The organism is Terriglobia bacterium, assembly GCA_020072815.1.
GTDB lineage: Bacteria > Acidobacteriota > Terriglobia > Terriglobales > Acidobacteriaceae > Angelobacter.
In genome coordinates, this window is record JAIQGE010000003.1 from 114542 (window position 1) to 134439 (window position 19898).

The window sequence follows — 19898 nt, forward strand, 5'->3', positions numbered from 1 at the left end:
CTGAAGGACCATGGCAAAGAAGAAAACCACAAGCGGGGTGGAGCGCAGCGACAAGACCTGGGGATGAGAAACAACGTCCGCGAGGCCGACTAGCGTGCCGAGCGGACTGTAGCAGGAGCTGAAGGACCATGGCAAAGAAGAAAATCACAAGCGGTGTGGAGCGAAGCGACAAGAAGAGGATCGGCTTCGCGACGACCGCCATCCACGTGGGCCAGGAGCCTGATCCTTCCACCGGCGCGGTGACCGTCCCGATTTTTGCCACGTCCACTTACGTCCAGCAGGGAATCGGCAAGCATAAAGGATACGAGTACGCGCGCGTCTCCAATCCCACGCGGACACGGCTGGAAACCAATCTGGCGGCGCTGGAAGGTGGCACGTCAGCGCACGTGTTTGCCAGCGGCATGGCGGCGACCGTAGCCGTGACGCAGTGCTTCCTCAAGCAGGGCGACCATCTCATCTGCGGAGAAAATGTTTACGGCGGCGTTCCACGGCTGTTCAACCAGGTACTGGCCAATTACGGCGTGGAGTTCAGTTATGTGGACACGTCTGACGCCAACGCGGTGAAGAGAGCCATGCGCTGGAACACGCGGCTGGTCTGGATTGAAACGCCCACCAACCCGCTGATGATTTTGACCGACATCAAAGAGATTGCCCGCATCGCCCACGCCAAGGGCGCCGAGCTGGTGGTGGACAACACCTTCATGTCGCCGTACTTCCAGCGGCCCATCGAGATGGGCGCGGACATGGTGATGCATTCGACCACCAAGTTCCTCAACGGCCACAGCGACGGGCTGGGCGGCGTGATCGTGGCGACCAAGCCGCAGCACGCGGAGAAGCTGGCGTTCATACAGAAGGCTGCCGGGGCCATCCTGTCACCGTTTGAATGCTGGCTGGTGCTGCGCGGCGTTAAGTCGCTGGCGGTGCGTATGGAAAAGCACGACGAAAACGGCCGTGCAGTGGCGGAGTTCCTGCGCAAACACAAAAAAGTAAAGAAAGTCATGTATCCGGGATTCAAGGACCATCCGCAGCACGCGCTGGCCAAGCGGCAGATGAGGGGCTTCGGTTCGATGATCACTTTTGAGACCGGGTCGCTCAGCAACGCCAAAAAAATGCTGGCCAAGGTACGCGTGTGTTCGCTGGGCGAATCACTGGGCGGCGTGGAGACGCTGATCTCGCATCCCTCAACTATGACGCATGCCGCGCTGGGAATTGCCGGGCGGAAGAAGATTGGGCTGACCGACGGCATGGTGCGCATTTCCGTGGGGATTGAAGATAAGGAAGACATCATCGCCGACTTGGACAACGCTCTGGCGGCGATTTAGCAGCAGGAGCTTTTACCACAGAGGGCACAGAGGAACACGGAGCAACAAAGAAGCAACAAAGACAGCGAGCCGCACGACGCTTGAGATTCTGCTCTGTGGTCCTGTGTGCCCTCTGTGGTCAACTTGTGTTCTTCGCTATCCAATCCAGATAGGCTTTGTCGCCTTCCTCGATCTCCAGCATGATGCACTCCGGCAACTCGTACGAATGCAATTCTTCGATGGTGTCACGTACTCGCTCAAACGCATCGGCCCGGGTCTTGATCAGCAGGAGCCATTCTTCGGCGGTCTCGACTTTGTCTTGCCAGCGATACACAGATTCAATCCTGGGAATAATGTTCACGCAGCTCGCCAAGCGTCTATCCACGAGTACGCGTGCGATCTTTTTTGCTTCTTCCGCCGAACCGGCGGTCGTGAGTACGATGCTTAACGGGGTCATATCCTTCTGCCTGATTAAAGATGCGCGCGGGGAAAGCACGCTTTTCTGCACTGCGCAACATTCTCAGATGCGGCGAGGCTGTCTCCGAGCAGATACAGCAAGCTAGCTTCTGTTGGACGAAGGTCAAGCAGCCGCGTCCCATACTTGAGCTTGAGAACAGCCGCCACTTCGCAATAGCGCGTCCAGCCTTCCCACAAAGCCAATTCGCGAAATATCTCCTGGGACTCTTTGCGAATGACCGTCCATTTCTCGCCGAGCCCGTCTTTGGCAAAATCCCAGTTGAGAACAAACTCAGGATCGTCTATTTCCGGCAACTGCTCCGGAGATTGCAGGTGCAGCGACTGAAAAACAGACCAGCGCTTCTCCGCTTCCTTGACTTGTCTTCGGAACGGGCTGTCACCGGGTTCGTTCCGTTCGATCTCCGCGCCGGTTGGATAATGGACCACGGCGACGAGGGTGGAACAGTTCGGGCACTCGGAGTCGAGCAATTCTTTGTGATATTCCACCATGCCTTGCTCGAACGTTCCGCGCCATCCGCAAGGACACGTGAGCAGCTCGCTCTTCCAGGGGCCGTAATAACTGAAATGACGGGCCATGTAAATGTGATGTTCCTCCCAGTTAGCGTGCCGCCGGGCCATTTTACAACCGAGCATGCAAACATTCGTGCAGAATGGGCGAATCTGAAGTGTTCTATAATCGCTGCGATGCGTCCGACCGCAAACCATGCACGACCGGCGTAACTGAAATGCCTGTGTCTTCCCAACAAGCTACGCAAATAAAATTCGGCACCTCCGGCTGGCGCGCCATTATTGCGGAAGAATTCACGGTCGCCAACGTGCGCCGCGCGGTGGCGGGCATCGCCCGCTACGTGGTCTCCCAGAAGCCCTCCGGCGCGCGCGTGATTGTGGGCCGTGATCCGCGCTACATGGGAGAACGCTTTGTGGACATCGCCGCGGAAATCCTTTCGTCGTACGGCGTGCAGCCGCTGGTGATCGCCGAACCAGCGCCCACGCCGGCGATTTCCTACGAAGTATTGCGGCTGAAGGCTGACGGCGCCATCAACTTCACTGCGTCGCACAATCCTCCCGAATACAGCGGCATCAAGTTCTCGACCTCCGACGGCGCTCCGGCGCTCCCGGAGGTGACTCTCGCCGTGGAGGCGCTGGTTCCGGCGGAAGCTGAGCCGGCCGCGAGTTCGCCGGCCAAGGCGACGCCCGAAACGGTTGATCCCAAGCCAGCATATCTGGCGCGATTGAAAGAGATCATTGACCTGCCGCTGATACGCAAGTCAGGGATGAAAATTGTTTTCGATCCTTTTTGGGGCGCGGCCCGCGGATATTCTGACGACTTGCTGCGCGAAGCCCAGATTCCCGTGGCCACCGTGCATGACACACGCGACGTGCTTTTCGGCGGGCACGCTCCCGAGCCGGACGGCGAACTGCTCAACGACACACGCGCGCGGATGAAAGCTGCCGGCGCCCGCCTGGGCATCGCCACCGACGGCGACGCTGACCGCTTCGGCATCGTGGACCAGGACGGGACGTTCATCCAGGCCAACTACGTGATCGCGGTGCTGTTCGACTACTTGGTGGAGACGCGTGGCTGGAAGAACGGAGTTGCCAAATCGGTGGTCACCACCAACATGATCAACGCGCTGGCGGAGCACCACAAAGTCGAACTGCATGAGACCCGGGTGGGCTTCAAGTACATCGGCGAGTTGATCAAGCAGGATAAGATCGCCATCGGCGGCGAAGAAAGCGCGGGACTTTCCATCCGATATCACGTTCCGGAGAAAGACGGCATCCTGGCCGGGCTGCTGTGCTGTGAAGCGGTGGCGCGGCGCAATAGGTCATTTCAGGAGCAACTGCGCGGTTTATTTGGCAAAGTAGGTTCCTTTTACCCGCAACGAGCCAACTTCAGCTTGACGAAGGAACTCCATGAGCAGTTTACTAAGAAGTTAAGGGTTGATCCGGCGGCGATTGGCGAGCGCAAGGTGAAGCAGGTCGTCCGCACCGACGGCATGAAGCTGCTGTTCGAAGATGGATCGTGGATCTGCTTCCGCCTCTCCGGCACGGAGCCGGTGGTGCGAGCGTATTCTGAAGCCCGGTCCGTGCTGGACGCGGAAAAACTGGCCGCGGCCGCGAAAGACTGGATCTTTTCTTAGACGTACTTTGCTGGGAACTTGCATGGAGCAATGGCTGGCCAATTCGAAAGCGTGGATCGTGGGCGCGCAGCGCACGCTGGCGACCATGGGCGTGGTGTTGCTGGCCTGCGTGGTTGGGTACAAGGTGGTGTTTGGGTCGAACGGCCTGGTGGCCTATCACCAGAAGCGCGGCGAGTACCAGCAGCTGCGTCAGCAGATCCAGTCCTTGGAGCGAGAGAACGGCGCGCTCGACGAGCAGAACAAGGCCCTGAAGGATGATCCCCGGGCGATCGAAAAAGAGGCTCGCGAGCGGCTGCGCTACGCGCGCAAGGGAGAGAAAATCTACACGCTCACCACGGCGCCGGCGTCGCCAGTCAAGGCCCGGAAGTGAGGGGCGTTCATTTGCTTCTGTCCTGCAAAGGGCTGATACCTTTTCCGACTTGCGCTAAGTCGCTGGTTCATATACAACTTTTATGCCGTAACTTTCCTCAGGCATAACACTCCATATCCTGGATCGTAAGGCCATGAGGCTGGGCGCCGTTGGGCCCGCACTCAAAGAGAATTTCACTCAGGAGACAAGTTAACTATGAAGAAGATCGCGTTGCTGTTCCTTGCTGTAGCGTTCATGGCGTCGGTTTCAATCGCCAAGGACAAGGCCCCGAAAGCCCAGAAAATTTCCGGTTACGTGAACGACGCCAAGTGCGCCGCCAAAGCCGGGGAAGCCCATGGCGATTGCGCCAAGAAGTGCATCGAAAAGGGCGAAAAGGCCGTTTTGGTCACTGACTCGGACCACAAAGTCCTGGCCATTGAGAACCAGGATGCCATCAAGGGACATGAAGGCCATCACGTAACCATCACCGGCCATGTGAACGGAGATAGCATCCACGTGGAAAAGGTGGCCATGAGCAAGGAACCCAAGTCCGACAAAAAGAGCTAGTCCGGCGCAAGGTTTCGTTCAAGATTGCAAGGGGCGGCTGGCAAGCCGCCCTTTTTTTATTGCTTATCGCACCACGCCTTGCAGCGGGGAGCTGGCGGTGGCGTAGAGCTTCCGTGGCATTCGTCCGGCTTGATAGGCCATGCGTCCGGCGATGACCGCATGCTTCATGGCTTCGGCCATCAACACAGGATCTTCCGCATGGGCGATGCCGGAGTTCATCAGCACAGCGTCGGCTCCTAGTTCCATGGCGATGGCCGCGTCAGAAGCCGTGCCCACGCCGGCGTCCACGATCAGCGGCACCTCGGTGACCAGCTCGCGCAAAATCTGGATGTTGGCGGCGTTCTGGATGCCCATGCCGCTGCCGATGGGCGCGCCCAGAGGCATAATCGCGCTGGAGCCGGCGTCAAGCAGCCGTTGCGCCACCACTGGATCATCGGAAGTGTAGGGAAGCACGGTGAAGCCGTCTTTGACCAGGATCTTAGTCGCTTCGATCGTGGCTTGCACGTCCGGGTACAGCGTTTTCTGGTCGCCGATGACTTCCACCTTCACCCAATCGGACAATCCCACTTCCCGCGCCAGGCGCGCCGTGCGGACGGCTTCGTCGGCGGTGTAACAGCCGGCGGTGTTGGGCAGCAGGAAGTATTTCTTGGGATCAATAAAGTCCAGCAGCGATTCCTTGCTGCGGTCCAGGTTCACGCGGCGGACGGCCACGGTGACCATCTCCGCGCCGCTGGCTTCAATGGCCCGCGCGGTCTCCTGGCCTGATTTGTACTTGCCTGTGCCTACGATCAAACGGGAACGGAATTGACGGCCGGCGATGATGAGAGGGTCCAGAGTCATAGCCATATTGTAATGAATGTCCGCGCGTGGTTGAAGAATATGTCCGCATGATCACGGAGCAAAGGTGACTTCTCTCATCATCTCGCAAAAACGACTCGCATCAGCGCCATCCCAAAGGCAAAGGCGAATCCATAGCCAAAGCTTTCCAGTTGGCTGGCAGGCTTATGGTAGGAGCGCAGAACAGCGCCGGTTGCCGACATCATGAGCCCAGTGATCGTCGGGCCAATCAGCAAGCTGATGCCGTGAAACCTTGATGGGTGCACAAGTGGATGAGGAAAGAGCGCCAGGCTGACAACGCCAAAAATGGCCCCAAACAGCATATAACCCACGAAGGCGGCCAGAGGACTCCGCATCCTGGCGTCTGCGAACACTTCTTTCAGCGATCGCAAGAGCAGGTCCAGGACCGCCGCCGCTACATATTCGACAAGCGCTTCCAGGAGCGGCTCAAGAAGCCACGCCAGTAGCTCTAGGAGGACGTCCATGGTCCATGCCTCGCACAGGTTCGCTTTGTTCTATGAGACGTGCGGACCGGATGAATATTTCAGGCGCGAGTAAGTGGTGGACCGGGTCCCCTGCGATCTCCTGTTGCTGATTATCGCGTGCCGGATTTTTCCCGCGCGCAGCGGAATCCGACCACGATGCTGCGCACGCCGCTCTTGAGGACGTAGCGCGAGGACACCCGCGCCAGGCCGCGGGCCACGCCGCGCCATGAGCCCCCGCGGGCCACCCTGTACTCGCCCGTTGCCGGCCCCGTTGGATCGCGCTCCGGACTGTGGCTGTAGTAATCCGGCGAATAGCGGTCCTGCACCCATTCCCAGACGTTGCCCAGCGTGTCATACAGGCCAAAGCTGTTCGGTTTCTTCTGGCCGACGGGATGAGTTGTTCCTTCGGAGTTGTCGTGATACCAGGCGGTCTCAGGCAGCAACCCGTAGCGGCATGACTCGTTGCCGCCACGCGCCGCGTATTCCCACTCGGCTTCTGTTGGCAGGCGATAGATATGGCCGTCGTTGCGGGCGTTGAGCTGTTCGCAAAACTTCTGCGCGTCGGCCCAGCTCACGCCATCCACCGGATGGCTCGGTCCGGGGAAATAGCTGGGGTTGGTTCCCATCACCTCTTCATACTGGGCCTGGGTCACCTGGAACTTCCCGATTTCAAATGGACGGGTAATCTCGACCGGGTGCGAAGGCTTTTCTTCGGAGTAACATTCGTTGTCGCCGAGCGAGCATCCCATCATGAAACGGCCGGGAGCAATGATGACGAACTCCATGGCGATTGGCTTGTGCTGAACTGCGGTCCTGAAAGGGGCGCTCACGTAAACTGCTCCGCGAACTGAAGTGTTGAGGGCATGGTAACTCTTTCCCGTGGCGGCGATTACTTACGAAAGGGATGCGACTTGCCTCTATCACACCGGAAATGTGACGGATGTTGTGCTCGCGAAGGAAACTCCTTCGCGTCGCGCCCATCCAGGGGACGCTCATCACCACTAGCCAATCTGCGCCGGCGATCCCCGCCGTTCAGAGTGTCGTAAGTCACGATGCATCCGCAGATGGTCGCGGCTCTTGTGGTCATCTCCCGATCTCGGCGATCACGTTGCGATGACGGCGATGACGTTGGTTGCGATTCTTCACGATTTCCCGATGTCGGCGATCACGTTGCGATGACGGCGATGTCGGCGATTCTTCCTGCCTTCCCCCTCCCCGTTCATCCCCGGAAAATATAGAGTTACACGATTCATCGCCGGGATCCCCCGTTCTTCCCATTACTGGCGACTCCCGTGTGGCGCCGCCGCCCCGGCGGTGAGTCTTTCCGTTCTTGCCGATACCATTAACCACTTCTTCAATCACCACTCGGTTACTCCCACCCCCACCCCTCCCCTAAGGTGCGTGTTGCAAACACAGGCTTTATTTCATTCGACCCAACGGTGACCCAACTGTTGAATTAGTAGTAATATCTACTGCTAACTCTTTCAGGCGCAGACACTTGGGGACTCTTGAGCGAAATCACTGGTTTTCAAAGAACCTCGAATAAAACGTCCGCCTGGGCGGAGAGGCTTTCGAACAGGAGCTGGCGGCTCGCAGCTCAAAGCGATAATATTTTATCGTTTTTGCTTCGCCTACGCTATAGGGAAATAGTTCATCCGTCTGCACGCGTGTCAAGTGTCCTGAAGGTCAATCGGTGGCTATTCCTTGAGCACAGACAAGTGAAGACCTGCTGGCGCGTATCGAGCATACGCATCAGGATTCGTCTGCGCGCGCGGGCAGTACAACGAGCCTCGCCCCAAGTGGCTTCCCAAGTCCCGCCTCGGCGGGACGGCCGATAGATTTGCAGGGCACGCCTTCAGGCCTGCCTTTCGCGAAGCGAAACGAGGCAACGGTCCCAAGGCGCCCGCTACCCACGTGAATCCAGTTCCTCCTTCCCGGTTAAGGGCCCAGCCCCTGGAAGGGGCGAAAGAGACTAGAGACAAGCGTTAACCATCGCTGGCAATCCGATGGCTCAGTTAATGGGTCGTCAGGCAGTCACAAATAGCCTCAACGTCTGTCACCCTGAGCGCAGCGCCACCAACATTTGCCGCCCACGAAGGATCGCCGGCGCGGAGTCGAAGGGTCCCGGCACTCTTTCCCTTGCCATGCCGCTGGGGAGTTCTCCCCGAAATGTGTTGATCTTGCGCTGGATTGCCAAGTCCACGAGGCAGCAGTCAACCAGAAAGATCCAGTCCGCGCCAGCGGGACGATTGATAGTAGCCCTTCAATAACCCCAATACAGTTCCCCTAAGGAAATCGGGCCTGCCCGATAGCACCATGTACCAGCCCCTGAAAGGGGCGAAAGAGACTAGCCCAGGTGCGTAAGCCCTGGGTAAGCGTGCTTATGAGACGCGAGCGCCGTAGGTGCGGCACAGGAAACTGTCGTGCCCGCGGTACTCCCAGTCCCGCGTCAAGCGGACGACAGATAACGGCCGAAGCGCTCTGAGGCCTGTTTTTCGCGTAAGCTAGACAAAGTCACAGTCCTTAAAGCGCGCAACTCGCTCTGAGAGATGAAAGTGTTTTGCTAGCTAAGCGACGAGCGGCTATCGTTGAGGCATCGCTACCCGGACAGACAAAGTCTTATCGGGGTTTTCGAGCAAGGATGAATAAACATATGGACGACAAGAAACAGAGTACCGCGCTTGTAGTTACACAGACCGGCCAGGAGCTTACAAAATTCGAAAATCAATTGCTCAGTATGATCGAAGCCAATGGGCTTCCAACGGAAGACATTCTCGTCCCCATATCTGAACGTCAAATTGTATTCGAGAACCTCTCTGCGGTCGTTGCCAAGCTCGAGCCATCGAGACGGACGGACTCCGTATATATTTCCAAGTTCGTCGCGGCGGTGGCCAGCGGCCTTTTCGATGCAGCGCTGAACTACTTGTGGAATGAGACGGTAGCCGAGCTCAGGAACAGGGTTCGGCAGTACGACATCTCCTATTTCTACGATAATGCAGTAAGTTCAGAGAAGAGAAAAAGACTGCACGGGCCTGATGATCTCGAAAAAATAGACGACAGCGAGCTCATTCTTGGGGCGAAAGAAATCGGCCTGATCTCCGACTTCGGGTACCGACACCTCGACTTTATTCGCTATATGAGGAATTGGGCAAGCGCTGCGCACCCAAACCAAAATCAATTGTCCGGCTTAGAAGTCGTTACGTGGCTTCAGATCTGCATTCGCGAAGTGATTTCGTTACCCTTGTCAAACATCGCCGTTGAAATCAAAAAGCTTCTCGCCAACATCAAGCAAACAAAGGTTAGTGCGAATGACGCAAAGAACATAGGGCTGTTCTTTCAGAATCTCGCTCAGGAACAAGCGAACAATCTGGCAGCAGGTTTCTTTGGTATTTACACAAGAGAAGATACGTTGCCGCAAACGCGAGATAACATCCGACTGTTATTGCCGATTTTGTGGGATTTGGTGGATGAGGATACGCGCGGCCAATTCGGGATCAAATATGGAAAGTTTGTTGCGAATAACGAGCAGAAAGAAAAGGCTCTGGCTTACGATTTTCTGCAGATTGTGTCCGGTTTGTCGTACATACCCCAGGATCTCAGGGCAACGTTGATCGACAGCGCGCTAGAGAATCTCAGAACTGCTCATCGTGGCTTCAACAACTTCTACAATGAGCCGCCCTTTGCCAACGAGCTACAACGGATAGTGGGACAGACTGGCATCCCACCCCAAGTGGCGACGAAATATGTGCACACAATTGTTGAGGTCTATCTTACGAACGGCAACGGAATTGCCTACAACGCAGAAACTGTGTACGAAGCTCTAATCCAAGGGTTTGGTTCGAAGGAGGCAGCGATTGCGGTACTATCATTTACTGACACAGTCATCGGCAGTAAGCTGCAGTTCAATCTTCCGCAACAAAAGTTCTCGCGGCTGCTTCAGCTGCTTGAGCCGAAAATTTCATCTCCAGCGTTGCTCGAGTTTCTGAGAGACATGAAAGCCATCTCACCCGGCAGACTAACTTCCGACAGAGGGATCAAACAAAAACTGCCTAGTGTCCTAAAGCTGATAAAGCAGGGCAAGCCCTAACTGATTTTGCAGTTTCTCGGCGTTGCTCGAGTTCTTAAGATGTCTGGGGCAACGTCAAACATTGAAATTGTGTTCTTAGGCGATCCCACACTTACACGGGTAAATGGTCGTGTTAGCCTATCGAGTTACCCAACAATTCCGCGCTCATCCGCGATAGGCTCTGTTCAAAGCCTCACCCCACCGGCGCTGTCTCCACCGGATGCGGTTCCTGGTAGAGCTCTTCGATCTGGTCTTTGTACTTGGTTTCGATGATGCGGCGCTTGAGCTTCAGGGTGGGAGTGATTTCGCCGCCGGCCACGGTGAACTCGTCGGGAACCACGAGTATCTTCTTGATGGTCTCGTACTGCGCCAGCTTTTTGTTCAAGTCTTCAATGATCCCGCGATACAGGTCGCGGACTTTGGGCGAGTTGACCAGGTCTCCGTGGTTCTGGAAGGTCACACCGTTGGCGCGCGCCCAGTCTTCCAGCACGGGGAAGTGCGGCGAGATGATCACCGACGCGTACTTGCGCTTGTCGCCGATCAACGCGGCCTGCGCCACCAGAACGTTGGATTTCAGGGCATTCTCAATCGGCTGCGGGGCGATAAACTTGCCGCCGGAGGTCTTCAGCAGGTCTTTTTTGCGGTCGGTCACGCTGAGGAAGCCGTCGGCGTCCAGTTGGCCGATGTCGCCGGTCTTGAACCAGCCGTCGCTGGTGAAGGAGTTGCGGGTTTCCTCCGGCATGTTCCAGTAGCCTTTGAAGACGGTGGGGCCTTTTACCAGGATTTCCCCGTCTTCGGCGAGTTTTACTTGCAGGCCGTCATGAATCTTGCCTACCGATCCGATCTTGAACGCGCCTACGCGGTTGACTGAGATCACCGGAGAAGTTTCCGTCAGACCGTAGCCTTCGAAAATGGGAATACCCATTTTGCAGTACCAGTCTGACATGTCGTAGCCCAGCGGAGCGCCGCCGGAGAAGTAGGCGCGACCGTTGCCGCCAAAACCGCGGCGCAGCTTGGAGTACACCAGGCGGTCGGCCAGCTTCCAGGCCAGGCTGGCGGGTTTTTCGCCGCGCTCGATTTCCGGTTTATGCTTTTCGCCCACGCGCAGCGCCCACTCCAGGATGGTTTTCTTGATGCCGCGGGGAGCGTGGCGTTCAAACTCCTGGCGCGCTTTTTCGTACACGCGCGGCACGGCGACGACGATGCTCGGCTTCACTTCCTGAAACATCTGCGGCAACTGGTCAAAGAACGGACAGTAGGCGATGACCACTCCGTTGAGATAGCAAACGTAATCCAGGTGGCGCGCGGTCACGTGGGAAAGCGGCAGAAAGGATAGATAGACGTCGCCCACGATCCATTCGGCGTGGTGGCTGGCCATCTCGGCATTGCAAGTCAGGTTGCCGTGCGTCAGCATCACGCCCTTGGAGACGCCGGTTGTGCCCGAGGTATAAATCAGCGTGGCCAGATCGTCCGGCTGAATGGATGTGGCTCGAGCATCAAAGTCGGGGTCGCGGTCGGTGGACGAACCGCGCAGCAAGTTCCAGATGGGGACCACGTTGACTTCCGCGAGGTCGTCAAACATCACGATCTTTTCCACCTTGGTCTGCGACAGAATGGACTGCACTTTCCTCAGCTGTTCCAGTGTTGAAACACAAACCACGCGCGCGCCGGAGTTCTGCAGGAGGTACAAGGTTTGTTCGGCAGTGAGCGTGGAATAGATGGGCACGTCGGCAATGCCGCTGCACACGCAGGCAAAGTCCACGATCATCCATTCCGGCCGGTTCTCGCTGAGAATGGCGACGCGGTCGCCTTTGTCCAGGCCCCATTGCCGGAGAGTGCGGGCCATGGTGGCCACGTAGCCGTAGAGCTGCCAGGAGGAAATGACCTGCCACTCCGCGCCGCGCTTGACCATCACGTGGCGCTGCAGGTTGCGCGCCACCGAGGTAAGAAAGATATCGGCTAGAGTCCTGGTTTCCATAAACTCGCGCTCTCGAAAACTGTTTCTCGAAAAACTATGTCGCTGTTTCCACGCCCTGCAGAACGATGGAGACTACCGAGTCCGCCAGGCTGGAAAGCTGGTGATCGCGATCACGGTCGCGGTCAGAAAGGATCCACGTTGTAACTATCTCATCCACAGCGCCAAAGAAGCAATGCGCGGCGATGGTTACGGACATGTCGGCACGGAAGACACCTGCGGTCTGGCCTTCGCGCAGCACGCCTTTGATCAGGTCAAAGTACTCGACCATCAGATTGTGGGAAAACTCGCCCAGAAACTTGGCGCTATGCCTTAGTTCGGTCTGGAAGACGATGGCCAGGTTACGGTTTGCGCCCAGCCCTTCCAGGTGCAGGAAGGCCATGCGGCGCAGTTTCTCCCGGGGATCGCCGATCTGGTCCAGCGCCGTTTGGGCGCGGCGGATGAAGCGGTGGAAGGCCGAATCAATGGCCGCCATCAGAAGTTCGTCTTTGTTTTTGAAGTAAAGATAGATGGTGCCGTCGGCTACGCCGGCGCGGTCAGCGATTTCCGACACCCGGGAATGGAAAAAACCGTGTTCGGCAATGACTTCAATGGCCGCGTCCAGGATGCGCTGGTGCTTGCCAGACGTGCCACTCACGGTTTTCGAGGTCGGTTCTGTGGGACGTTTCACGGCTAGGAAGTGATGAATCTACTTGGATTTGCAGAGTAAGGCAATGGAAATCATAGTGAGGCTATGATTTTTGGGAGTGCCTCCAGCAACCGCCGGATCGCCTGTCCGCGATGGCTGTGTCGCCGCTTTTCTTCCAGGCTCAACTCGGCAAACGTCTTGCCCAGCGCAGGGAAGTAGAACAGCGGATCGTAACCGAAGCCGCCTGTGCCACGGGGTGATGAAAGCAGCTCGCCGCGGGCCTCTCCGGTAAACGTCGCCAGAGTCTGGCCGTCGCGGGCCAGGGCGATCACGCAAACGTATTTGCCCGCATGTTTGCCGGCAGGCAAGCGCTCCAACTGGGCGATCAGCGTGCGATTGTTTTCCTCGTCGCTGGAATTCTCATGGGTTGCGGCGCCATCACGGACGATGGCCGCATAGCGGGCGGAATAAACTCCCGGAGCGCCGTCCAGTTCGTCCACGGACAGGCCGGAATCTTCGGCCAGCAGCAGAGCGCCGGGAGCAAAGCGGCTGTAGTATTCGGCTTTGATGCGGGCGTTGTCGGCGAAGGTGTCGCCGTCTTCAACGGGTGCAGGAAGCGTTTCCAGGCCGGGCAGCATGGCCAGAGACAAGCCCAGGCTCTGCGCGGCTTCTGCGAACTCGCGCAGTTTACCAGGATTGGTCGTAGCCAGATATAGTCGAGGAGCGCTGGGCATTTTGTTTATCATGATAGCTTGAGAGCAAGAGTTCGTTGGAAATTGAGGTGAAGTCCATGGCCAAGCGGTGGTTCGCGATCCTGTTGGGAACATCTCTTCTGGTGGCCGGCTGTGTTTCTCCGGCGGTAAACACCGTTTCCAGCGGCGGGGGAGGAGCAGGCGGCCAGCTGTACGTGGCCACACCCACGGCGATCCTGCGCTTCAACAACGCGTTCACGTCCAACGGCAACGTGGGCCCCACCGTCACCATTTCCGGAGCGCTCACCGGGCTCTCTTCACCGCGCCGCATCCTGCTGGACGCGGCGGCCAACCGGCTGTACGTGGCCAACCAAGGCAATAACGCAATCCTGGTATTTGAAAACGTCTTCGCGGCCACCGGCAACGTAGCGCCCAACCGGACCATTGCCGGCCCGGCCACTCTGCTTGCCGCGCCAACCGACATCGCGCTGGACCCAGCCAACAACCTGCTTTACGTGGCCAGCGGCACGAATATCCTGGTCTATGCCGGGGCGTCCACCATCAACGGCAATGCGCCGCCGGTGCGCAACATCAACATGGGAGTTACGATTGGCGCGTTGTTTCTAGACGCCACCAACAATCAGCTCTACGTCGCCGACCCGGTCAACAACATTCTGGACCGCTTGGATGGAGCCAGCAGCCAGGACGTGGTGGGAATCATCGGCGGCGCCATTGCCGGACCCGCCACCCTGCTCTCGTCACCCAGCGGGTTGGTTCTGGACGGCAACGGACGCTTGCTGGTCAGCAACGCCGCAGCGCCGCTGAGCCTTACGATCTACAGCGGGGCTTCCACGGCGACAGGGAACATTGCGCCGGCCGCAAACATCACCGGGAGCGCGACCAAGCTGGCGTCGCCGGGCCAATTGGCCTTCAACAAGACGGTGACCACCGGCGAAGTGTACGTGGCGGACAACCTCGCCGGGAGCATCCTGATCTATACCAACACCAACGCAGCCAACGGGAACGTGCCGCCGGCGCGCATCATCAGCGGGGCCGGCACCGGTTTGGTGGCCAACGGCGTGAACGGCGTGGCCCTGGACACCACGCGTTAGTGCAGCATCAAGAGCCCATACAGCGCAACCGCTACGCCGGCGATGGTGGTTAGAAAAGACATTCTCCAGTAAAGCTTGGACCCTGCCAGCAGCGAGATGGAGCAGAGCACAATGGAGATTTCCAGCAGGAGCTCTGAGCCGTCATAGAAGTTGGCCTGGTGCTCAATGAGTGCCTGCTCATGTTCCCGCTCGCGGGCCTGTTCTTGAATCTGGACGGCGCCGGGCTTGCCGGGCTTTTCCTTTTCCGCCTTTTCCTTGGCCGCGTGCGCTCCGCCTGATTCTTTCGTTTCCGCCTTGTGGGCTTCGCCTTCTTTGGCTTCGCTGGCTCTGTGCGCTTCAGCATCGTTGGCTTTGTGGGCCTGGCCTTCCTTGGCGGCCGGTTCTTCTGCTTCCTCTTTGTCCTTCTTCTCTGCGGAAGCCTGGCTCAACAAGGGCGCCAATATGGCTGAATCCTTCACCGGGCTACTGCAGCCCTTTTCCGGCGGAACGCCACATTCCTCTTCCAGGGACTTCTTGTAGTCCCGGAGCGCCACGTCTTTGCCGTTGGGCAGCAACGCCGCCACTTCCGCCGACGAGCCGTAGCTGTGGGCGCGCCCGTGCTTGGCCTGATAAAAGCTCCAGTCGTCCACGATTTTTCCCTGGAGGAGCACCTCTTCGGTGTGTGCGCGATGGCTCAACAGCGTGGCCATCGCCAGCAGTACCGCGGTGACGGCCATGGTCAAGCCAATGCTTTTTTCGCCTGCCTCGTGCGCGTGCTCTGCGCCTTCTTTGATTTCTTCAACATTCATAGTTTCTTCCTGATGTTTGAGAATTTAGTTCTAGATCAGAAATACTTGTGGCCCCATCGCAGCTTAGCAAACCTTGGGAAATCTGAACTTCTCTTCAATGGCGATGCAGAAAACGCAGCCGCTTTTGCGGCCGGATTGCTTCAGGGACGTCGTCATACTTCAGCACGCTGATGGCTCCGTCCACTTCCAGGACGGCCAGGGCCACATCCTTAATCTCATTGACTCCGTGTTCGCGCAGAGCGCGGTTGAGTTCGTCCATGGAAAGATGCTCTTTGGCGATATGGTCAGTGATGCATTGGCCGTTGTGAATCAGGAGCGTGGGCGATCCCTGCACCAGCTTGCGGAAGCGGCGGTTGAATCCAGCCACCTCCGCCAGCAGGTAATTCAGGCCCAGCAACATCATCGCGGCCACAATGCCGCCCAGCAGAGACGAGTCTTGCCCGACCATGGCATTCTGCACGGCGTTGCTCAGCAGAAGAAGCAGAGTAAGATCAAACGGCGTCATCTGCCCGACCTCGCGCTTGCCCGTCAGGCGGATGCCCACCAGCACTAAAACGTAAATCACGCTGGTGCGGAGGACGATTTGCAGCACGGATTCCCAGTTGGTCAGCATAAGGTCGGCGCCTTTGGCGCAGCGGCATTATAGAAGATGTTTGCCGCATAAACACTTAAACTAAATGTTAGGTAGTGGGTCAGTTTGATAGACGTTCATCGCTGGCGCGATGAACGTCTGCCTGAAGGCCCGCGATTCGCACGCGAATCGCTAGATGCTGATACCGGCGAGTGGGTCAGTTTTCATTAAACTGACCCACTGCCGAATGCTATCCTCTGGTTCAGGGCGAAGAACTAGCTTGTCTATGGCCGATTCCAAACAATTCAAGACTGACGTCGTCATCGCCGGCGGCGGATTGGCCGGGATTGTCACCGCCTATGAACTCCTTGATTCCGGCCACCGCGTCCTGCTGATTGACAAAGACAAGCGGGAAAACTTTGGCGGGCTGGCCAAGCAGTCGTTCGGCGGCGTGCACATGATTGATACGCCCCACCAGCGCCGTCTGGGCATCAAGGATTCGCCGGAACTGGCGTGGCGCGACTGGCAGAGCGTTGCCGGCTATGAGGCCAACGACGATTGGCCTCGCCAGTGGGCCAGGCTTTACTGCGAAAATTCGGGCGAATACATTTTTGAGTTCCTCAATCGCCACCAGATCAAGTTTCTGCCCGTGGTCAACTGGGCGGAGCGCGGAATTTACGGTCCAGGCAATACCGTCCCGCGCTGGCATATCGTGTGGGGCACTGGACATGAAATCATCCACTGCCTGCTGAACGCGCTGGACGCCCACCCGAAACGCGCCAATCTTGAATTGCTGTTCGATACAGAAGTTTCCGCGATTGAGATGAGCAATGGCCGGGCTACGGGCGTCCGTGGCCGGACCATTAATTCTAGGGATCCTGTCGATTCCGGCCAGGAGGTTCGCGTCTCTGCCGAACACACGGTGATTGCTTCGGGCGGAATCTGCGGTGGCGATCTCAGCACCCTGCGTGCCAACTGGTACAAGCCGTGGGGCGCGCCGCCGACGAAGCTGCTCAACGGCGCGCATGATTACGGTGACGGCATGCTGCACAATCGAGTTGCCGCGCTGGGCGGGGCCATAACCCACCTTGACCTGCACTGGCACTACGCCGCGGGCATACACCACCCTGCCAAGCGCCGGCCTGACGACGGCCTCAGCCTGGTGCCACCGCGTTCCGCCCTGTGGCTCAACGCCCGCGGAGAACGCATCATGACTCCAGGCCCCATGCCGGTGTACGGCGACACCCGCCATCTGGTGGAGAGCGTGCTTCGCCAGCCCGGCCAATATTCGTGGCAGGTGATGAACTGGAAAATCGCCATCCGTGAGCTGGCGGTTTCCGGCTGCGATTACATGACCGCGTTTCGCTACAAAGACCGGCGCGCGCTGCTCAAGAGCGTCATGTTCGGCAATAAAGAACTCGTTGAGCGGCTGATTCGCGAATGCCCGGACGACATTGTGGTCGCTGACACGTTGCCTGAGTTGATGGAGCGCATGGATGCGGCGAACCTTTTCGGCCAGCGGCTCGACCGCGCTCAGATGGAAGCTACCATCAAAGCGTGGGATGACATGATTGGGCGCGGTCCCAAGTTTCACAATGACGACCAGCTGCGGCGCATCGCGAATTTCCGCAACTACCGCGGCGACCGCGTGCGCACATCCAACTTCCAGCGCATTCTTGATCCCAAAGCTGGTCCGCTGATCGCCATCCGCGAGTTCATCCTGGCGCGCAAGAGCCTGGGCGGAATCCAGACGGACATGCAGTGCCGCGTGCTGCGCGTCGACGGCCAGCCGATTCCCGGCCTCTACGCTGTGGGCGAAGCCGCAGGATTCGGCGGCGGCGGCATCCACGGCAAAGGCTCGCTCGAAGGCACGTTCCTGGGCGGTTGTATACTCACGGGTCGCGTCGCCGGCAGAAGCATCGGGAAGTAAGAAGGTGGAGAATATGGCCAGCGGAACTCAAACAGAAGCAGCACAACGCATTCGCATCGGCGGCAGCAAAACCGGCGCGTGGCTTGCCCGCTACGCGCTGGAGCAACTGCCGGTCTCGCACACCTTCGGCATTCCCGGCGTCCACACCACGGAGCTGTACGACGAGCTGAACCAGTCGGAGAAGATCCGGCCCGTCCTGGTTACGCACGAGTGTTGCGGCGCGTTTGCCGCCGACGCCATCAGCCGGACGTCCAACGGACAGATCGGCTGCCTGGTAATTGTGCCTGCGGCCGGCGTTACCCACGCCATGAGCGGCATTGGCGAATGCTACCTGGACGGCATTCCTCTGCTAGTGATCACCGGCGGAGCGCGCACGGACGTTCCTTTCGGCTACCAGTTGCATGAAATTGACCAGCAGCGCCTTGTGGACGGCATCGTTAAGCGTTCCTGGAAGATCACTGAACATCGCGATATTGTGCCGGTGATCTTTGAGGCTTACCGCACCACGGTGAGCGGCGTGCCAGGGCCGGTGCTGGTGGAAATTCCCGTCAACTTGCAATTGTTTTCGCAAGCGGTGGACGACGTGCCCGCGTTCACTCCCTACGCGCCGGAGCCAGTATTCGTTGATAACGAGCTGGACGCCGCGGTTCGTCTGCTTCGCGAAGCCCGCTCGCCAGGAATCTTCGTCGGCTGGGGAGCGGTTGACGTCGCCGAATCCGTGGCCAAAATCGCTGAGTTGCTGGGCGCGCCGGTTTCCACCACGCTGCAAGGCCTCTCCGCTTTTCCCGGCGACCATCCGCTGCACACCGGCATGGGATTCAGCCGGGCCGCGGTGCCCGCCGCGGAAAATGCCTTTGCCAAATGTGACTGCATGCTGGCCATCGGCGTCAGCTTTGGCGAGATTCCTACCGGCAGCTTCGGGTGTCCAGTGCCGGAGAACCTTATCCACATTGATATCTCGTCCAAAGCTATTGGGCGCAACTATCCGGCCAAGGTCGGCTTACTGGGCGATTCGCGTCTCATCGTCCCACAGCTTCTTGCGCGGCTTCAGTCCGGCGCTGCCGACCAAACCGCGCGCCGCCGCAACGTGGAAGCCCGCATCGCCGCCGACAAAGCCGCTTATCGCGAAGAATGGCGGGCACACCAAACCGACCGCGTCAATCCCGCGCCGTTTTTCCAGGAACTACGGCGCCAGCTCAACGACGACGCCATCATGACCGTGGACGACGGCAACCACACCTTCCTCGCCGCTGAGCTGTTTGAAGTGCGGCGTCCGCGCGTCTTCGTTTCACCCACCGACTTCAACGCCATGGGATACGCCGTGCCGGCAGCCGTCGGCGCCAAGCTGGCCAGCCCTGATCGGCAAGTCGTCAGCATCGTGGGCGATGGCGCGTTCCTGATGACCGGCCTGGAGACCATCACCGCGGCCACGCTCGGCCTGGGCATTGCGTACTTCGTTTTCGACGACGGCGAGCTCAGCCAGATTTCCCAGGGCCAGGAAATTCCCTACAACCGCAAACCGTGCACCGTTCTTGGTACGCTGCGGCTGAAGGGCATCGCCGACGCCACCGGCGCAGACTACGTGGCCATCGAGAACAATGGCCAGATCAGCGATGCGGTTCGCGACGCCCTGGCCTGCGCCGCAAAGAACAAGCCGGTCATCGTGGACGTTCACGTGGACTACTCCAAGCGCACGCGCTTTACCAAGGGCGTGGTCAAGACCGCGCTGAAGCGTTTTCCGCTGCGTGACCGTCTGCGGTTCATCGCCAGGGCGCTGGTGAGAAAAGTGACGGGATGAACGAGACCACGCGCCGAAGGCGCGTTGCCTCCTTTTATTGAACGCGCCGGTTCAGGTTCCCTCGCAAGAGCGGTCCCAGCTCACTTCCGCATGGGCGATGATTTGAGTCACGATCCGAAAATCGCGGCCCTTTGCCGGAATCACGCCCGACCGTGACCGCCGTCACATTCCGCCATAA

The 19898-nt window shown here is 58.5% G+C and carries 18 protein-coding genes; 8 read left to right on the plus strand and 10 right to left on the minus strand.

Going from position 1 to position 19898, the window contains the following annotated elements; all coding sequences use genetic code 11:
- Window positions 1-128 precede the first annotated feature (128 nt).
- On the plus strand, window positions 129-1322 hold the full coding sequence (locus LAO20_05705) for a PLP-dependent aspartate aminotransferase family protein (GenBank protein ID MBZ5530907.1): 1194 nt from the start codon (window positions 129-131) through the stop codon (window positions 1320-1322).
- A 118-nt stretch (window positions 1323-1440) separates the two neighbouring features.
- Here LAO20_05705 and LAO20_05710 read toward each other — a convergent pair whose 3' ends face one another.
- Both LAO20_05710 and LAO20_05715 read right to left on the minus strand, forming a co-directional pair.
- Entirely contained in the window at window positions 1441-1758 is a 318-nt protein-coding gene (locus LAO20_05710) for a divalent-cation tolerance protein CutA (GenBank protein MBZ5530908.1), read from the minus strand.
- A gap of 14 nt (window positions 1759-1772) precedes the next feature.
- Complete coding sequence (locus tag LAO20_05715; protein ID MBZ5530909.1) at window positions 1773-2354, minus strand: hypothetical protein; 582 nt, start codon at window positions 2352-2354, stop codon at window positions 1773-1775.
- 149 nt (window positions 2355-2503) lie between these two features.
- Here LAO20_05715 and LAO20_05720 point away from each other — a divergent pair, with 149 nt between their 5' ends.
- From LAO20_05720 to LAO20_05730, 3 genes are all read left to right on the plus strand, one after another.
- Entirely contained in the window at window positions 2504-3922 is a 1419-nt protein-coding gene (locus LAO20_05720) for a phosphoglucomutase/phosphomannomutase family protein (protein MBZ5530910.1), read from the plus strand.
- Window positions 3923-3944: 22 nt separating this feature from the next.
- Window positions 3945-4292 (plus strand): septum formation initiator family protein, encoded by a 348-nt coding sequence (locus tag LAO20_05725; protein MBZ5530911.1) that lies wholly within the window; start codon window positions 3945-3947, stop codon window positions 4290-4292.
- Between the two features lie 195 nt (window positions 4293-4487).
- Window positions 4488-4838, plus strand: coding sequence for a hypothetical protein (locus tag LAO20_05730; GenBank protein MBZ5530912.1), 351 nt, complete (start codon window positions 4488-4490; stop codon window positions 4836-4838).
- A gap of 63 nt (window positions 4839-4901) precedes the next feature.
- Here the strand turns inward: LAO20_05730 and LAO20_05735 are convergent, their stop codons facing one another.
- The 3 genes from LAO20_05735 to LAO20_05745 form a co-directional block, all read right to left on the minus strand.
- Window positions 4902-5684 carry a thiazole synthase gene (locus tag LAO20_05735; protein ID MBZ5530913.1) on the minus strand — a complete coding sequence of 261 codons (783 nt, stop codon included), beginning with the start codon at window positions 5682-5684 and terminating at the stop codon, window positions 4902-4904.
- Window positions 5685-5755: 71 nt separating this feature from the next.
- Window positions 5756-6160 (minus strand): hypothetical protein, encoded by a 405-nt coding sequence (locus tag LAO20_05740; protein ID MBZ5530914.1) that lies wholly within the window; start codon window positions 6158-6160, stop codon window positions 5756-5758.
- A gap of 110 nt (window positions 6161-6270) precedes the next feature.
- Window positions 6271-6990, minus strand: coding sequence for a formylglycine-generating enzyme family protein (locus LAO20_05745; protein ID MBZ5530915.1), 720 nt, complete (start codon window positions 6988-6990; stop codon window positions 6271-6273).
- 1823 nt (window positions 6991-8813) lie between these two features.
- Between LAO20_05745 and LAO20_05750 the strand changes: the two genes are divergently transcribed.
- Window positions 8814-10247, plus strand: coding sequence for a hypothetical protein (locus LAO20_05750; GenBank protein ID MBZ5530916.1), 1434 nt, complete (start codon window positions 8814-8816; stop codon window positions 10245-10247).
- 172 nt (window positions 10248-10419) lie between these two features.
- On the opposite strand, the gene LAO20_05755 is transcribed toward LAO20_05750, so the two are convergent.
- From LAO20_05755 to rdgB, 3 genes are read right to left on the minus strand one after another with little or no spacing between them, the layout of a single operon-like run.
- Window positions 10420-12204 carry a long-chain fatty acid--CoA ligase gene (locus LAO20_05755; protein MBZ5530917.1) on the minus strand — a complete coding sequence of 595 codons (1785 nt, stop codon included), beginning with the start codon at window positions 12202-12204 and terminating at the stop codon, window positions 10420-10422.
- A 34-nt stretch (window positions 12205-12238) separates the two neighbouring features.
- Window positions 12239-12889 (minus strand): TetR family transcriptional regulator, encoded by a 651-nt coding sequence (locus tag LAO20_05760; protein MBZ5530918.1) that lies wholly within the window; start codon window positions 12887-12889, stop codon window positions 12239-12241.
- A 32-nt stretch (window positions 12890-12921) separates the two neighbouring features.
- Window positions 12922-13563: an RdgB/HAM1 family non-canonical purine NTP pyrophosphatase gene (gene rdgB / locus LAO20_05765; protein ID MBZ5530919.1), complete on the minus strand. Its 642-nt coding sequence runs from the start codon at window positions 13561-13563 to the stop codon at window positions 12922-12924.
- A gap of 56 nt (window positions 13564-13619) precedes the next feature.
- On the opposite strand from rdgB, the gene LAO20_05770 reads away from it, so the two are divergent.
- Complete coding sequence (locus LAO20_05770) at window positions 13620-14633, plus strand: hypothetical protein (protein MBZ5530920.1); 1014 nt, start codon at window positions 13620-13622, stop codon at window positions 14631-14633.
- On the opposite strand, the gene LAO20_05775 is transcribed toward LAO20_05770, so the two are convergent.
- On the minus strand, window positions 14630-15421 hold the full coding sequence (locus LAO20_05775; GenBank protein ID MBZ5530921.1) for a DUF4337 domain-containing protein: 792 nt from the start codon (window positions 15419-15421) through the stop codon (window positions 14630-14632). The genes LAO20_05770 and LAO20_05775 overlap by 4 nt on opposite strands.
- 94 nt (window positions 15422-15515) lie before the next feature.
- Window positions 15516-16034 carry a DUF421 domain-containing protein gene (locus LAO20_05780; protein MBZ5530922.1) on the minus strand — a complete coding sequence of 173 codons (519 nt, stop codon included), beginning with the start codon at window positions 16032-16034 and terminating at the stop codon, window positions 15516-15518.
- Window positions 16035-16278: 244 nt separating this feature from the next.
- On the opposite strand from LAO20_05780, the gene LAO20_05785 reads away from it, so the two are divergent.
- Together LAO20_05785 and LAO20_05790 are read left to right on the plus strand one after the other, a co-directional pair.
- Window positions 16279-17922, plus strand: a complete 1644-nt coding sequence (locus LAO20_05785) for an FAD-binding dehydrogenase (protein ID MBZ5530923.1) — start codon at window positions 16279-16281, stop codon at window positions 17920-17922.
- 13 nt (window positions 17923-17935) lie between these two features.
- A complete protein-coding gene (locus LAO20_05790; protein ID MBZ5530924.1) occupies window positions 17936-19720 on the plus strand; it encodes a thiamine pyrophosphate-binding protein in 1785 nt (594 codons plus the stop codon).
- Window positions 19721-19898: the final 178 nt, after the last annotated feature.

What these genes read in the sequence shown, in the direction of transcription:
- LAO20_05710 (MBZ5530908.1), bottom strand. Translation starts at nt 1,758, where the DNA reads ATGACCCCGTTAAGCATCGTACTCACGACCGCCGGTTCGGCGGAAGAA.
- LAO20_05770 (MBZ5530920.1), top strand. Translation starts at nt 13,620, where the DNA reads ATGGCCAAGCGGTGGTTCGCGATCCTGTTGGGAACATCTCTTCTGGTG.
- rdgB (MBZ5530919.1), bottom strand. Translation starts at nt 13,563, where the DNA reads ATGCCCAGCGCTCCTCGACTATATCTGGCTACGACCAATCCTGGTAAA.
- LAO20_05780 (MBZ5530922.1), bottom strand. Translation starts at nt 16,034, where the DNA reads ATGCTGACCAACTGGGAATCCGTGCTGCAAATCGTCCTCCGCACCAGC.
- LAO20_05730 (MBZ5530912.1), top strand. Translation starts at nt 4,488, where the DNA reads ATGAAGAAGATCGCGTTGCTGTTCCTTGCTGTAGCGTTCATGGCGTCG.
- LAO20_05775 (MBZ5530921.1), bottom strand. Translation starts at nt 15,421, where the DNA reads ATGAATGTTGAAGAAATCAAAGAAGGCGCAGAGCACGCGCACGAGGCA.
- LAO20_05755 (MBZ5530917.1), bottom strand. Translation starts at nt 12,204, where the DNA reads ATGGAAACCAGGACTCTAGCCGATATCTTTCTTACCTCGGTGGCGCGC.
- LAO20_05715 (MBZ5530909.1), bottom strand. Translation starts at nt 2,354, where the DNA reads ATGGCCCGTCATTTCAGTTATTACGGCCCCTGGAAGAGCGAGCTGCTC.
- LAO20_05725 (MBZ5530911.1), top strand. Translation starts at nt 3,945, where the DNA reads ATGGAGCAATGGCTGGCCAATTCGAAAGCGTGGATCGTGGGCGCGCAG.
- LAO20_05735 (MBZ5530913.1), bottom strand. Translation starts at nt 5,684, where the DNA reads ATGGCTATGACTCTGGACCCTCTCATCATCGCCGGCCGTCAATTCCGT.
- LAO20_05705 (MBZ5530907.1), top strand. Translation starts at nt 129, where the DNA reads ATGGCAAAGAAGAAAATCACAAGCGGTGTGGAGCGAAGCGACAAGAAG.
- LAO20_05720 (MBZ5530910.1), top strand. Translation starts at nt 2,504, where the DNA reads ATGCCTGTGTCTTCCCAACAAGCTACGCAAATAAAATTCGGCACCTCC.
- LAO20_05750 (MBZ5530916.1), top strand. Translation starts at nt 8,814, where the DNA reads ATGGACGACAAGAAACAGAGTACCGCGCTTGTAGTTACACAGACCGGC.
- LAO20_05785 (MBZ5530923.1), top strand. Translation starts at nt 16,279, where the DNA reads ATGGCCGATTCCAAACAATTCAAGACTGACGTCGTCATCGCCGGCGGC.
- LAO20_05790 (MBZ5530924.1), top strand. Translation starts at nt 17,936, where the DNA reads ATGGCCAGCGGAACTCAAACAGAAGCAGCACAACGCATTCGCATCGGC.
- LAO20_05740 (MBZ5530914.1), bottom strand. Translation starts at nt 6,160, where the DNA reads ATGGACGTCCTCCTAGAGCTACTGGCGTGGCTTCTTGAGCCGCTCCTG.